Genomic DNA, 13,622 nt, shown 5'->3' on the forward strand with positions numbered 1-13,622 from the left:
CAGCGACTGGTACTTTCTGCATATTCCCCCGCTCTGCCATGGTTCCTATGCTGCCTGCAACGTCACAGGAGCTGCCCATGAGCCACGTATTACGACGAGCCGGTTTCCTGATCGCCCTCACTTGCTGCACGCAGTTCGCTGCAGCGGCTGCCAGCACGGAGCTGGCGATACGCATCGGTTATCTCGGTTATCGCCCAGACACCGGCCCGGTGCTCTCCAACGTCATTCCTGAGCCCGAAGACGCCGGCCTGCGCGGCGCCGAACTGGCGATCACCGACAGCAACAGCACGGGACGTTTTCTCAAGCACAGCTATGTGCTCGAAGCGGCCACCAGCGAAACGTCGGAAGAACTTCTGGAACAGGCGGGCAAGCAATACGCCGACGGTCTGCGCCTGTTCGTGGTCAACGCTCCGGCTGCGTCCCTGCGCCAGCTGTCGGACGCCATGCCGGAAGCGCTGCTGATCAACGCCGGCAGTGCCGACGATGCACTGCGCAGCCAGAGTTGCCTGGCGAATGTCCTGCACACCCTGCCCAGCCGCAGCATGCTCGCCGATGCGCTCGGCCAGTTCCTCGCGGCACGCCGCTGGAATCGCTGGATGCTGATCGTCGGTCCGACCGCTGAGGATAAGGCCTATGCCGATGCTTTGCGCCGCGCGGCCAAGCGCTTCGGTCACCGCGTCGTTGTGGAGAAGCCCTGGAGCTTCGATAACGACCAGCGCCGCAGCGCCCAGGCCGAGATGCCGTTGTTCACCCAGGGTGCCGAATACGACGTGGTGCTGGTGGCCGACGAACGTGGCGACTTCGGTGAATACGTGCCATATCACACCTGGTTGCCGCGCCCGGTGGCAGGCACCCAGGGCCTGACGGCCACCGGCTGGCACAAGACGGTGGAAACCTACGGCGCCGCCCAATTGCAGAAACGCTTCGAGGCGCATGCCAAGCGCTGGATGAACGACCGCGATTTCGCCGCCTGGATGGGCGTACGCAGCCTTGCAGCGGCGGTCACTCGCTTGCGCAGCACGGACGCCGCGGCAATCCGTCAGCTGTCGCTTAGCGGTGAGCTGCCGCTGGATGGTTTTAAGGGCCGCAAGCTGAGCTTCCGCCCGTGGAATGGCCAGCTACGCCAGCCGATCCCGCTGGTACACCCGCGGGCGCTGGTATCGAACTCGCCGCAGGACGGCTTTCTGCATCCCACCAGCGAACTGGACACCCTGGGCTTCGACGCACCGGAAAGCAGCTGCCGCCTGAGCGAGGTGCGCCCATGATCCGTCTCGCTGCTGCCACCCTGCTCGGCCTTGCCACTCTGCCCGCCAGCGCCGACGAGCTGGGCTATGAGGCCTATGTCGACAGCCCCAAGCGCATCAAATGCCTCTACGGCTACGTGACGGCGAAGACCGGTAACTTCGATGCCGCCAAAGCCATCTTCGAAGACTGCGTGGCGCGCTGGAACGACGTCTACTCGATGATTTCGCTGGCGCAAATGTACGAGAGCGGCAGCGGCATGGAGCCGGATCTGAGCAAATCCGCCGCGCTACTGAAGAAAGGCGCGGAGCAACCGGACGACGCCAGCTACGTCAGCCTGGCGCGCTACCACTGGGGCGTCGCTCTGGCCGAAGGGCGTGGCGTCGAAGCCGATGCCGTCGCAGCACGCCATTGGTTGCAGCGAGCAGCCGCCGGCGGCCAGGAAGAAGCCGAAGAATACCTGCGCCAGCTGGACCACAGCGACACCACTGCCCCCATCACACAATAACGACAAGAGACCCCAACCATGCCCAGAACTGCCCTTGCCTCCGCCATCGCCATTGCCCTCAGCCTTGCCGCAGGTTCAGCTGCCGCCGCCACGGCCTACGTTTCCAACGAGAAAGACGACAGCATCAGCGTGATCAACCTGGACACGATGGAAACCGTCGAGACCCTGGAAGTCGGCATGCGCCCGCGCGGCCTCACGCTCTCCCATGACAACAAGCTGCTGTACATCTGCGCCAGCGACTCGGACACCGTGCAGGTGATGGACCTGGCCACGCGGCAGATCATCAAGCAGCTGCCATCGGGAGCAGATCCCGAGCAGTTCGCCCTGCACCCGAACAACAAGTGGCTGTACATCTCCAATGAGGACGACGCGCTGGTGACCGTGGTCGACGTCGACAAGGAAGAAGTGCTGGCGCAGATCGACGTCGGCGTCGAGCCCGAGGGCATGGGGGTGAGCCCGGATGGCAAGTGGGCGGTCAACACCAGCGAAACCACCAACATGCTTCACTGGATCGATACCAGCACCAACGAACTGGTCGACAACACCCTGGTCGACCAGCGCCCCCGCCACGTAGAGTTCACCAGGGACAGCAAGCAGCTATGGGCCTCGGCCGAGATCGGCGGCACGGTCAGCGTGGTGGACGTGGACAAGCGCGAGATCCTCAAGACCCTGACGTTCAAGATCAAGGGCGTGCACCCGGACAAGGTCCAGCCGGTGGGCATCAAACTCAGCTCCGACGGCAAGTACGCCTTCGTTGCACTCGGCCCGGCCAATCACATCGCCGTAGTCGATGCCAAAACCTACGAGGTGCTCGACTACCTGCTGGTGGGTCGCCGTGTCTGGCACATGGCATTCAACCCTGACGAGAGCCTGCTGCTGACCACCAACGGTGTCAGCGGCGACGTCTCGGTGATCGACGTCGACAAGCTCAAGGTCACCAAGTCGATCAAGGTCGGCCGCTATCCCTGGGGCGTGGTGGTCAGCCCATGAACTCACTGGAGGTCAGCGACGTCGCCTTCGCCTATGGTGAGCGGCTGGCGCTGGATGGGGTGAGCTTTAGCGCAGCGCAGGGGCGTTTCACGGCGTTGCTTGGTCCGAACGGAGCCGGCAAATCGACGCTGATTGCGCTGCTGACCCGCCTGTACGACCTGCAGCAGGGGCAGATCCGTATCGCCGGCTTCGATCTGCGCGAAACGCCGCGCAAGGCCCTTGCGCGCCTTGGCGTGGTGTTCCAGCAGAGCACACTGGACCTGGACCTCACGGTCGAACAGAACCTGCGCTACCACGCCGCGCTGCATGGTATGCCGCGGGCCGTGGCGAACGAACGTATCGAGCTGGAACTGCAGCGCCAGCAGCTCGGCGAGCGGCGACGCAGCAAGGTGCGCGAACTCAATGGCGGTCACCGTCGCCGTGTCGAAATCGCCCGCGCCCTGCTGCATCGGCCTGAGCTGCTGTTGCTCGATGAGGCCAGCGCCGGTCTCGATCCCGCCAGCCGCCAGGCGCTCAACGAGCATGTCCGCATGCTCTGCCAGAACCAGCGTATGAGCGTGTTGTGGACCACGCACCTGCTCGATGAAGTTCGAGACGACGACGATCTGCTGATACTCAACCGCGGCCGCCTGGTGGCTCAGGGGCGTGCCGCAACCCTGGCCACCAAAGGCGAAGACCTGGCCGCGAGCTTTGCACGGCTGACCGGCAGCGGCCTCGATCACCAGAGCGCCCTGCTCGACAGCACGCCGCGAGCAGTCGAAACCGGGCACGCGGCGTCTGCGACGCCGGCCTCCAACCCTGGGGCTGCTCCCGGCACGCGCGCGACCCTCGATTCCAGGCGGAAAAGTTCATGATCATCTACTGGGAATGCCTGCGCGGCATCGTTCTGCGCGAATGGCTGCGCTTCGTGCAACAGCGTTCGCGCTTCTTCAGCGCGCTGGTGCGGCCGCTACTCTGGCTGGTGGTGTTTGCCGCAGGCTTTCGGGCGGCGCTCGGCATCGCGATCATCGAGCCGTACGACACCTACATTACCTACGAAACCTACATCGTGCCGGGGCTGGCCTGCATGATCCTGCTGTTCAACGGCATGCAGGGTTCACTCTCGATGGTCTACGACCGCGAGATGGGCAGCATGCGCGTGTTGCTGACCAGCCCGTTGCCGCGCAGCTTTCTGCTGGCCAGCAAGCTCGTCGCCACGGCGTTGATCTCCTTGCTGCAGGTCTATGCGTTTCTCGCCATCGCCTGGTTCTACGGCGTACAGCCTCCACCGCTTGGGCTGATCGCCGCCCTGCCCGCCCTGCTGCTGGTGGCGCTGCTGCTCAGCGCCCTGGGTTTGCTGCTCTCCAACGGCATTCGTCAGCTGGAGAACTTTGCCGGCGTGATGAATTTCGTGATCTTTCCGATGTTCTTTCTCTCGTCGGCGCTCTACCCGCTGTGGAAGATGCGTGAGGCGAGCGAGTGGCTGTACTGGATCTGCGCCCTCAACCCCTTCACCCACGCTGTGGAGTTGGTTCGTCATGCGCTTTATCTGCGCCTGGCACCGACCGCACTGATGGTTTGCCTCGGACTGACGCTGCTGTTCAGTCTTCTCGCAGTAATCAGTTTCAACCCACAACATGCGGCCTTGCGCCGCTCAGCCTGAGCGATCTACTACTTTGGTATCGGTTTTCCCCTCCATCGTAGGATTTAAAAGACAGGCCCTTTGCTCTGTAATCGACCTATCGAAACGCCATGGAATACGGACTATGTTCAGGTCGCTGCTGCCCTTGCTGATCGCCGCGCTGCCTGGGGTCTGCCTGCCCACGATTGCCGCGGCCGAAGAGCAGCTCGCCCTGTTCTCCACCGACGGCTATCGCCAGACGCAGTACCGCAGCCCGACACCGCCTTCCATCGACGGTGCACAGACGCTGGATACGGCCGCGTTAAAGGCTTTGCTGGAAGAACAATCCGATGTGGTGCTGGTGGACGTGTATCGGAGCCAGTGGCTCGCCGGCCGTTTCATCGACAGCGAACCCCATGCAAACCTGCCCGGCAGCATCTGGCTGGCGAACACCGGCGATGGAGATCTGCAACCCGAATGGGCAAGCTACCTCAGCGAAAATCTTGCCCGCGCCAGCCAGGGCAATCTCGAGCAGCCAATCGTGTTCTACTGCCGGTCTGACTGCTGGCTCGGCTGGAACGCCACCAGGCGCGCCCATGCGCTGGGCTACAAACGACTGTACTGGTATCGCGATGGGGTGGACGGTTGGGAACAGGCGGGCCTGCCCTTGCACCCTGCTACTCCGGAGCCTCTGCCTGGCGATGAGTAGCATCACCTGACCAGCATGCCCCCACCATAATCACAACAAAGAGGTGACCGGCCTTGTACAAGATCCTGATTGCGGACGACCATCCGCTGTTCCGTGAAGCCATCCATAACGTCATCCGCGACGGCTTCCCCGACAGCGAAATCCTAGAAACTGCCGACCTCGACAGCGCGCTGGCGCTGACCCTGGAACACGACGATCTCGATCTGGTGCTGCTGGACCTGAACATGCCCGGCATGCACGGCCTCAACGGCCTGATCAATCTGCGCAACGAAGCACCGACCATTCCGGTGGTGATCGTCTCGGCCGAGCAGGACAAGCAGATCGTGCTGCAGGCCATTACCTACGGCGCCGTAGGCTTTATCACCAAATCCTCGCCGCGTGCGCAGATGACCGACGCCATCGAGCAGATCCTCAACGGCAACGTCTACCTGCCTTCGGACATCATCCGCAGCCAGAAGCCCAGCAGCCGCCACTCCCATCACAACGAGCAATCGATCCCGCCGGAACTGTTGCAGGCGCTGACCCGCAAGCAGCTACTGGTACTGGAGCGCATGACCAAGGGTGAATCCAACAAGCAGATCGCCTACAACCTCGACATCGCCGAAACTACCGTGAAGGCACATGTCTCGGCGATTCTGCGCAAGCTCAACGTGCACAACTGTGTACAGGCGATCCTTTCTGCCGGGGACATCGACTTCACCGCCTATCTGCGCCGCTGAAAACGGCGCAGATAGCGTCGATCTTCTGCTAGGCGCTCGCCTGGGCGCCTTCGAACCAGGCCAGTTTCTCGCGTAGCTGAACCACTTCACCGACGATCAGCAGGGTCGGAGCCTGGACCTGCTCCTGGGCGATACGCTGGGCGAGGGTTTCCAGCGTCCCTGTGAAGACACGCTGATTGGTGGTGGTGCCCTGCTGCACCAGCGCCGCCGGCGTATCCGCCGAACGTCCATGGGCTATCAGTTGCTGGCAGATCACCGGCAAACCCACCAGGCCCATGTAGAACACCAGCGTCTGTGCCGGCGCGGCGAGTTCCGCCCAGGGCAGATCGCAGCTGCCGTCTTTCAGATGTCCGGTGACAAAACGCACCGACTGCGCATGATCGCGATGAGTGAGCGGAATGCCGGCATAGGCTGCACAGCCGCTGGCGGCAGTGATACCCGGCACGACCTGGAACGGCACACCGTTGGCTGCCAGCTCCTCGATCTCCTCGCCACCGCGGCCGAAGATGAACGGATCACCACCCTTGAGCCGCAGAACGCGCTTGCCTTCCTTGGCCAGGGTCACCAGCTTCTGGTTGATCTGCTCCTGCGGCACTGCATGCTCCGAGCGCTGCTTGCCAACGTAGATGCGGTCTGCATCGCGCCGGCACAGATCGATGATCGCCGGCGCCACCAGGCGATCGTAGAGCACCACGTCGGCCTGCTGCATCAGGCGCAGGGCGCGGAAGGTCAGCAGGTCAGGGTCGCCTGGGCCGGCACCTACCAGATAGACCTCACCCAGCGCGCGCGGCGCAGCACCAGCGAGCTTTTCGGAGAGCAGGCGCGCGGCTTCGGCACTGCGCCCAGCCAGCGCCTGCTCGGCGATCGGCCCCTGAAAGGTCTCCTCCCAGAACACCCGCCGCTGCTGAACATTGGCGAACTTGGCTTTGACCTGAGCGCGGAACTGTTTGGCCAGCCCAGCCAGCTGCCCGTAGGCCGCTGGAATCCAGGTCTCGATACGCGCGCGGATCAACCGCGCCAGCACCGGAGCATCGCCACCACTGGAAACCGCAATCACCAGCGGCGAGCGGTCGACGATCGCCGGAAAGATCACGCTGCACAGCTGCGGCGAGTCGACCACGTTGACTGGCATACCCAGCGCGTTGGCATGCTGCGAAACCGCGGCATTCAGCGGCTCGTCATCGGTGGCGGCGATGGCCAGCACACAGCCCTGCAGGTCTTGCGGGTCATAGCCGCGATCGAGGCATTCGCCAGCGCCCGCTTCTACCAGTTCGGCCAGTTGCGCCTCGATGCTCGGCGCCACCACCCGCAGCCTTGCTCCAGCTTCGCTCAGCAGCCGAGCCTTGCGCAGCGCAATCTCGCCACCCCCGACGATCAACACCGTGCGGCCTTTGAGGTTGTGGAACAGCGGGAGGTATTCCATGGGCGAATCCTGGAGGGTCGTTGGTGGTATGGGCATGACAGCCATTACGGCCGCGATGCCCCTTGTCGAATATCAAGGATCCGGCCTGATGCCGAACCGCTGCTGCAGCCTCAGCCGATGATTTCGATACCACCCATGTATGGCTTCAGTACGTCGGGCACCACAACGCTTCCGTCAGCCTGCTGGTAATTCTCCAGTACGGCGACCAGGGTACGACCGACCGCCAGGCCGGAGCCATTGAGGGTGTGCACGAGCTCCGGCTTGCCGGTTTCCAGATTGCGGTAACGCGCCTGCATGCGCCGCGCCTGGAAGTCGCCACAGTTGGAGCAGGAAGAAATCTCGCGGTACTTGTCCTGGCTCGGCACCCAGACTTCCAGGTCGTAGGTCTTGGTCGCGCCGAAACCCATGTCACCGGTGCACAACGACAACACACGGTAAGGCAACTCCAGCAACTGCAGCACCTTCTCGGCGTTGCCGGTCAGCTCTTCCAGCGCCTCGAAGGACCTGGACGGCTCGACGATCTGCACCATCTCGACCTTGTCGAACTGGTGCTGACGGATCATGCCGCGGGTATCGCGGCCCGACGCACCCGCCTCGCTGCGGAAACACGGCGTGTGGGCGACGAACTTCAGCGGCAGCTGCTTGGCATCGAGAATCTCGCCGGACACGATGTTGGTCAGCGATACCTCGGCGGTCGGAATCAGGTAGAAGTCCGCTTCGCCTTCACGGCTGATCTTGAACAGGTCTTCCTCGAATTTCGGCAACTGACCGGTACCCTGAAGCGCCGGCGCCTGTACGAGATACGGCGTGTAGGCCTCTTCATAGCCGTGATCGCGGGTGTGCAGGTCGATCATGAATTGCGCCAGGGCGCGATGCAGGCGGGCAATCGGGCCGCGCATCAGGGCGAAGCGCGCACCGGACAGCTTGGCCGCGGTCTCGAAGTCCAGCCAGCCATGCTGCTCGCCCAGGGCGACGTGATCCTGAACGTCGAAGTCGAAAGTCTTCGGCGTCCCCCAGCGGCGAACCTCGACGTTCTCATCCTCGTCCGCACCCACCGGCACCGACTCGTGCGGCAGGTTGGGAATGCTCAGCATCAGCTGGTCGAGTTCGCTCTGGATGCGGTCCAGCTCCTGCTTGCCGGAGTCGAGCTCCGAGCCCATGCGATCCACGTCGGCGAGCAACGGCGCGATGTCCTCACCGCGCTGCTTGGCCTGGCCGATGGATTTGGAGCGCGCGTTGCGCTCGGCCTGAAGTTGTTCGGTGCGGGTCTGCACGGTCTTGCGCTGAGCTTCCAGCGCTTCGATGCGCGCCACGTCCAGCTGGTAGCCACGGGTGGCCAGGCGGGCCGCCACGTCCTGTAGCTGAGTGCGTACCAGTTTCGAATCAAGCATGGTGGGTCTCGTCTGTGAAAGCTTGGATGAAGGGCGAAGAGGGAGCGAAGTTTACTGTGAACGCGCGCCGGTTCATAACCTGGCGAGCGCCAGACCGGTCCAGGCCGCCAACAGGCCACCGAACACGCTGCCGCCGACATAGGCGAAGGCAGTCGCCAGCTGACCGCTTTCAAGCAGCCGCAGTGCGTCAAGTGAGAAGCTAGAGAAGGTCGTCAGTGCGCCAAGAAAACCGATGATCAGTGCGCCACGCAGCTCGGGTGAAATGTCCGGTCGGGCGAGAAAGGTTGCATAGAGATAGCCGATCAGCAGGCACCCCAGCAGGTTCACGGCCAACGTGGCCAGATAGAAATGCCGTGGCCATTGATTGCTGACCCAGGTAGCCAGGGCAAAGCGCAACAGAGTCCCGATCACGCCGCCACAGGCGACGGCGAAGGCCATGCGGATCATTCCTTTCTCCGTTGTTTCGGGCTTTCGCGGTCGAGCCGGGCAAGGTGCTCGAGCTTGTCGCGGATCTTGCTTTCCAGCCCGCGCGGGGCCGGATGGTAGTAACGCCGCGGCTGCATCGCTTCGGGAAAATAATCCTCGCCTGCAGCATAGGCATCCGGTTCGTCGTGGGCGTAGCGGTATTCGTTGCCGTAGCCGAGTTCTTTCATCAGCTTGGTCGGTGCATTACGCAAATGCAGTGGCACTTCCTGCGAGCCGTTCTCGGCGGCATCACGCATGGCCGCCTTGAACGCCGTGTAGACGGCGTTGCTCTTCGGCGCGCAGGCGAGATAGACGATCGCCTGCGCCACGGCCAGCTCCCCTTCCGGGCTACCCAGACGCTCCTGCACATCCCAGGCGTTCAGACACAGCGGTAGCGCGCGCGGGTCGGCATTGCCGATCTCCTCGCTGGCCATGCGCACGACGCGCCGGGCGATGTACAGCGGGTCGCAGCCACCATCGAGCATACGCGCGAACCAGTACAGTGCCGCGTCGGGATTGGAGCCGCGCACGGACTTGTGCAGTGCCGAAATCTGGTCGTAGAACGCCTCACCGCCCTTGTCGAAACGGCGTCGGCTATCACCCAGCAGGTCCTGCAGCAGGTCGGTGCTGATGCTACCGCCCTCCTCGGCCAGGTCCGATGCGTTCTCCAGCAGGTTGAGCAACCGACGACCGTCACCATCGGCAGCAGCCAGCAGCATCTGGAAGCTCTCTTCCGGCAGCTCCAGATGCAAGTCACCCAGCCCTTTTGGATCAATCAGCGCACGGGCGACAAGTTTACGCAGCGCCGCTTCGTCGAGACTTTTCAGCACGTAGACGCGGGCGCGCGAGAGCAAGGCGTTGTTGAGTTCGAAGGAGGGATTCTCGGTGGTCGCACCGATGAAGATCAGCGTGCCGTCTTCGACGTAAGGCAGGAAGGCGTCCTGCTGGGATTTGTTGAAACGATGCACTTCATCGACGAACAGGATGGTGCGCCGTCCGTACTGGGCGGCCTGCTGCTTGGCGATCTCGACCGCCTGGCGAATCTCCTTGACCCCGGCGAGCACGGCGGAAACCGTCTCGAAATGGGCATCGGAGACTTTTGCCAGGAGCCGCGCCAGAGTGGTCTTACCAACCCCGGGCGGCCCCCAGAACACCATGGAATGCAGCGCGCCCTGTTCCAGCGCCTCACGCAACGGCTTACCGCGCGCGAGCAGGTGCTCCTGCCCGACGTACTCGTCGAGGCTGGCTGCACGCAGACGCGCGGCAAGGGGTTGAGCGACAGGCTCGCGGCTGAACAGGTCCATTGCGGACGGTTACCTCGATTGCAGCGGCCAGCCGCTGCGCAGGCCGCCTGATACGAATGTCAGATGAGGGTCACTCGGAAATGACGTCGGCACCCTCAGGAATCTCGAAGGTGAACGTGTCGGCCTTGAGCGGCTGATTCATCTTCACGCCCATGAAGAGGATGTTGGTGCGCTGACCGACGCTGTCGATCAGCTGCATGTCGTTGATCACGCCGCTACGGAACGACAGGCGCAGATTATCGAACAACGTGTCCTTGGCCTTGGGCTTGAGGGTGAAATCCACAACCTCACCGGCCTCCTTGTGGGAAACCTCGAAGTTCTCGCTGATGGTCGATACGTCACCGGAGAGCAGTAGCGCCGGGGTATGCGTCAAGCGCTGGTCGAGTTGCTGGACGGTGACCTGCTCCAGGTCGGGGTCATACAGCCAGACCTTCTCGCCGTTGGAGACCAGCAGCTGCTCCATCGGTGCATCGGTGTGCCAGCGGAACTGCCCGGGGCGCTTGAGCGCCAGTTCACCGGAGGTTTCCTGCAGCTGGGTGCCGCTGCCGTCGAGCGACAGCTGCGAGAAGCGGCCGGTCAGGGTTTCAGCCTGGTTCAGCAAATCAGTCAGTCGTTTGGTGGATGCAGCCTGGTCGGCGTGTGCCGGGGCCAGGGCAACCATCAGGACAGATGCACACAGCAAACGGATCAATTGCATTTAGCCCTCGAAGCGATTCAATCGCGCATAGGCGGCGGCGCGATGACTTCGCGCGAACCATTGGTGTTCATGGATGTCACCACGCCAGCCATTTCCATGGCCTCGATCATCCGCGCGGCGCGGTTATAGCCAATCTTGAGTTTGCGCTGCACGGCGGAAATCGACGCACGGCGGCTTTCAGTGACGAAGCGAACCGCCTCGTCGTATAACGGGTCTTCTTCGCTGCCCTCTCCGCTGCCTTCGCCACTGCTACCATCGAAGCCGCTACCCGCCTCTTCGGCGCCAGCAAGAATGTCTTCAATGTAGTCAGGCGCGCCACGGGCCTTCCAGGCCTCGACCACCCGGTGCACTTCCTCATCGGAAACGAACGCGCCATGGACACGAATCGGCAGGCCGGTGCCCGGCGGCAGGTAGAGCATGTCACCGTGCCCCAGCAACTGCTCGGCACCACCTTGGTCGAGGATGGTGCGCGAATCAATCTTGCTGGATACCTGGAATGCCATTCGGGTGGGAATGTTGGCCTTGATCAGGCCGGTAATCACATCCACCGATGGACGCTGGGTGGCAAGGATCAGGTGAATACCCGCCGCGCGTGCCTTCTGTGCGATACGCGCGATCAGCTCTTCGACCTTCTTGCCGACGATCATCATCATGTCGGCGAACTCGTCCACCACCACGACGATGGTCGGCAGGGATTTCAGCGGCGGCGGCTGGTCATCCATGCTCTCACGACGGAACAGCGGATCGGTAAGCGGTGTGCCAGCCTCTTCGGCTTCCTTGACCTTGCGATTGAAGCCCGCGAGGTTACGCACGCCCATGGCCGCCATCAGCTTGTAGCGCCGCTCCATCTCGGCGACGCTCCAGCGCAGTGCGTTGGCCGCCTCCTTCATGTCCGTGACGACGGGACAAAGCAGGTGCGGAATGCCTTCGTAGATCGACAGTTCCAGCATCTTGGGATCGATCATGATCAACCGCGCCTCTTCCGGCGTGGACTTGAACAGGATCGACAAAATCATCGCGTTAACGCCCACCGACTTACCGGAACCAGTGGTACCAGCCACTAGCAGGTGCGGCATCTTCGCCAGGTCGGCGATGACCGGCTTACCGCCGATATCATGGCCGAGTGCCAGGGTGACCGGTGATTTGGCGTCGTCGTAGGGGGCCGAAGACAGCACCTCGGAGAAGCGCACGATCTGACGATCCTCGTTGGGAATCTCGATGCCTACAGTGGTCTTGCCCGGAATCACTTCGACCACCCGCACGCTGATCACTGCCAGTGAGCGCGCAAGGTCTTTGGCCAGATTGGAGATACGGCTTACCTTCACACCGGCTGCCGGCTGGATTTCGAAGCGGGTGATCACCGGGCCTGGATGTACCGACTCGACGATGACCTCTACACCGAACTCCTTCAGCTTGATCTCCAGCAGCCGCGACATCGCTTCCAACGACTCAGGCGAGTATTGCTTCTGCTGTTTCTCGGCAGCATCAAGTATCGAGATCGGCGGCAGGCTGCCCTCGATCAGCGGATCGACAAACAGGTTGGCCTGCTTTTCTTTCAGCACGCGCTTGCTCGGTTCGGCGGCTTTGGCAGGAGCAGGCGGAGCGATCACCGGAGCCACGCGCTTGTCGCGCTCGCTCATGTGCCTGGCCAGCGACTCGTCACGTTCGATGATGCGCTCCTTGACCTTGGCCTGCTCACGACGGTCGCGCACCATCGGCGCAGCCACCTCGCTCACGACATCGTCGACTTCTCGCAACTGGGCGACCATCTGCTTGCGCTCGGCGCGGGCGCTCCACCAGCGACTGAAGAAGCTCTGGATCAGCTCGATGAGGTCGAGAGTGATCTTGCCGGTGATGTCCATCACTTTGAACCAGGACAGATCGGTGAACACCGTTAGGCCGAACAGGAAAAACGCCAACAGCGCAAGGGTGCTGCCCTGTACGTTAAGGGACAGAACGGCCAACTGACCGAGGCTCTCTCCCAGCGCACCGCCGGCAGACGCGGGCAAGCCAGGAGCGGCCTGGAAATGGATATAGGCCAGCGCGGACCCGGACAGGACCAGGAACACCAGACCGATCAGGCGCCAGGAGAACAGCCAGCCGTTCCACACCCAGGGCTGATGGCGCGCGCGGAACACTTGCCAGGCCTTGACGCCAAGCAGCAGGGGAAACAAATAGGCGAAATAGCCCAGCGCCATGAACAGAACATCGGCAAACCAGGCGCCGGCACGGCCGGCAGCGTTGCGGACCTGATCGACATTGCTGGTGTGGGTCCAGCCAGGATCGCCCGGATCGTAGGTAAGCAACGCCATCCACAGGTAGACGCAGAGCGCACCGAGCGCTATCAACGCGCCTTCCTTGAGGCGATAGTGCAATTGTTGTCGCCAGACGGTTGCCGGCGCGGTAGATGAGGAATTCTTCAAAACGCTTTCTTTCCTGCGCCTGCGGCGCGATGAACCGTAGTCAGCCAGAACCCCGGCATTGTACGGGTTTGTCGATTCGATGGCATGCAGGTTCCGCGGCGGCTTGGGCTTTTGCCGATGCTTCGGTGTAGCATAAACGCCCGATTTCCCG

At 62.8% G+C, this 13,622-nt stretch carries 13 protein-coding genes; 7 read left to right on the forward strand and 6 right to left on the reverse strand.

Annotated features, from left to right (window positions below; genetic code table 11):
• Positions 1 to 77 precede the first annotated feature (77 nt).
• The 7 genes from CW305_RS09580 (at position 78) to CW305_RS09610 (ending at position 5,768) form a co-directional block, all read left to right on the forward strand.
• Positions 78 to 1,265, forward strand: a complete 1,188-nt coding sequence (locus CW305_RS09580; protein WP_104097758.1) for an ABC transporter substrate-binding protein — start codon at positions 78 to 80, stop codon at positions 1,263 to 1,265.
• Positions 1,262 to 1,750, forward strand: coding sequence for a tetratricopeptide repeat protein (locus CW305_RS09585; RefSeq protein ID WP_104097759.1), 489 nt, complete (start codon positions 1,262 to 1,264; stop codon positions 1,748 to 1,750). Before CW305_RS09580 ends, CW305_RS09585 begins: the two co-directional genes overlap by 4 nt.
• 18 nt (positions 1,751 to 1,768) lie before the next feature.
• Complete coding sequence (locus CW305_RS09590) at positions 1,769 to 2,740, forward strand: YVTN family beta-propeller repeat protein (protein WP_014820092.1); 972 nt, start codon at positions 1,769 to 1,771, stop codon at positions 2,738 to 2,740.
• Complete coding sequence (locus CW305_RS09595) at positions 2,737 to 3,594, forward strand: ABC transporter ATP-binding protein (protein WP_104097760.1); 858 nt, start codon at positions 2,737 to 2,739, stop codon at positions 3,592 to 3,594. The genes CW305_RS09590 and CW305_RS09595 overlap by 4 nt, the downstream gene beginning before the upstream one ends.
• The gene (locus CW305_RS09600; protein WP_041013693.1) at positions 3,591 to 4,382 is read left to right on the forward strand and encodes an ABC transporter permease; all 792 of its coding nucleotides are present in this window, start codon (positions 3,591 to 3,593) and stop codon (positions 4,380 to 4,382) included. The genes CW305_RS09595 and CW305_RS09600 overlap by 4 nt, the downstream gene beginning before the upstream one ends.
• 103 nt (positions 4,383 to 4,485) lie before the next feature.
• On the forward strand, positions 4,486 to 5,049 hold the full coding sequence (locus CW305_RS09605; RefSeq protein WP_014820089.1) for a PQQ-dependent catabolism-associated CXXCW motif protein: 564 nt from the start codon (positions 4,486 to 4,488) through the stop codon (positions 5,047 to 5,049).
• Between the two features lie 53 nt (positions 5,050 to 5,102).
• On the forward strand, positions 5,103 to 5,768 hold the full coding sequence (locus CW305_RS09610; RefSeq protein ID WP_104097761.1) for a response regulator transcription factor: 666 nt from the start codon (positions 5,103 to 5,105) through the stop codon (positions 5,766 to 5,768).
• A 28-nt stretch (positions 5,769 to 5,796) separates the two neighbouring features.
• Here CW305_RS09610 and cysG read toward each other — a convergent pair whose 3' ends face one another.
• The 6 genes from cysG to ftsK form a co-directional block, all read right to left on the reverse strand.
• Positions 5,797 to 7,191: a siroheme synthase CysG gene (gene cysG / locus CW305_RS09615; RefSeq protein ID WP_104097762.1), complete on the reverse strand. Its 1,395-nt coding sequence runs from the start codon at positions 7,189 to 7,191 to the stop codon at positions 5,797 to 5,799.
• Between the two features lie 110 nt (positions 7,192 to 7,301).
• A complete protein-coding gene (gene serS, locus CW305_RS09620; protein WP_104097763.1) occupies positions 7,302 to 8,582 on the reverse strand; it encodes a serine--tRNA ligase in 1,281 nt (426 codons plus the stop codon).
• 72 nt (positions 8,583 to 8,654) lie between these two features.
• Positions 8,655 to 9,029, reverse strand: a complete 375-nt coding sequence (gene crcB, locus CW305_RS09625) for a fluoride efflux transporter CrcB (protein WP_044313925.1) — start codon at positions 9,027 to 9,029, stop codon at positions 8,655 to 8,657.
• A complete protein-coding gene (locus CW305_RS09630) occupies positions 9,026 to 10,351 on the reverse strand; it encodes a replication-associated recombination protein A (protein WP_104097764.1) in 1,326 nt (441 codons plus the stop codon). The genes crcB and CW305_RS09630 overlap by 4 nt, the downstream gene beginning before the upstream one ends.
• Positions 10,352 to 10,421: 70 nt before the next feature.
• A complete protein-coding gene (lolA, locus tag CW305_RS09635) occupies positions 10,422 to 11,048 on the reverse strand; it encodes an outer membrane lipoprotein periplasmic chaperone LolA (RefSeq protein WP_014820083.1) in 627 nt (208 codons plus the stop codon).
• Positions 11,049 to 11,065: 17 nt separating this feature from the next.
• Entirely contained in the window at positions 11,066 to 13,519 is a 2,454-nt protein-coding gene (ftsK, locus tag CW305_RS09640) for a DNA translocase FtsK (RefSeq protein ID WP_181063883.1), read from the reverse strand.
• Positions 13,520 to 13,622: the final 103 nt, after the last annotated feature.

Origin of the sequence: Stutzerimonas kunmingensis (assembly GCF_002929225.1) — a bacterium.
Taxonomy (GTDB): Bacteria; Pseudomonadota; Gammaproteobacteria; order Pseudomonadales; family Pseudomonadaceae; genus Stutzerimonas.

What these genes read in the sequence shown, in the direction of transcription:
- serS (WP_104097763.1), bottom strand. Translation starts at nt 8,582, where the DNA reads ATGCTTGATTCGAAACTGGTACGCACTCAGCTACAGGACGTGGCGGCC.
- CW305_RS09630 (WP_104097764.1), bottom strand. Translation starts at nt 10,351, where the DNA reads ATGGACCTGTTCAGCCGCGAGCCTGTCGCTCAACCCCTTGCCGCGCGT.
- CW305_RS09590 (WP_014820092.1), top strand. Translation starts at nt 1,769, where the DNA reads ATGCCCAGAACTGCCCTTGCCTCCGCCATCGCCATTGCCCTCAGCCTT.
- CW305_RS09585 (WP_104097759.1), top strand. Translation starts at nt 1,262, where the DNA reads ATGATCCGTCTCGCTGCTGCCACCCTGCTCGGCCTTGCCACTCTGCCC.
- lolA (WP_014820083.1), bottom strand. Translation starts at nt 11,048, where the DNA reads ATGCAATTGATCCGTTTGCTGTGTGCATCTGTCCTGATGGTTGCCCTG.
- CW305_RS09580 (WP_104097758.1), top strand. Translation starts at nt 78, where the DNA reads ATGAGCCACGTATTACGACGAGCCGGTTTCCTGATCGCCCTCACTTGC.
- crcB (WP_044313925.1), bottom strand. Translation starts at nt 9,029, where the DNA reads ATGATCCGCATGGCCTTCGCCGTCGCCTGTGGCGGCGTGATCGGGACT.
- cysG (WP_104097762.1), bottom strand. Translation starts at nt 7,191, where the DNA reads ATGGAATACCTCCCGCTGTTCCACAACCTCAAAGGCCGCACGGTGTTG.
- CW305_RS09605 (WP_014820089.1), top strand. Translation starts at nt 4,486, where the DNA reads ATGTTCAGGTCGCTGCTGCCCTTGCTGATCGCCGCGCTGCCTGGGGTC.
- CW305_RS09595 (WP_104097760.1), top strand. Translation starts at nt 2,737, where the DNA reads ATGAACTCACTGGAGGTCAGCGACGTCGCCTTCGCCTATGGTGAGCGG.
- CW305_RS09600 (WP_041013693.1), top strand. Translation starts at nt 3,591, where the DNA reads ATGATCATCTACTGGGAATGCCTGCGCGGCATCGTTCTGCGCGAATGG.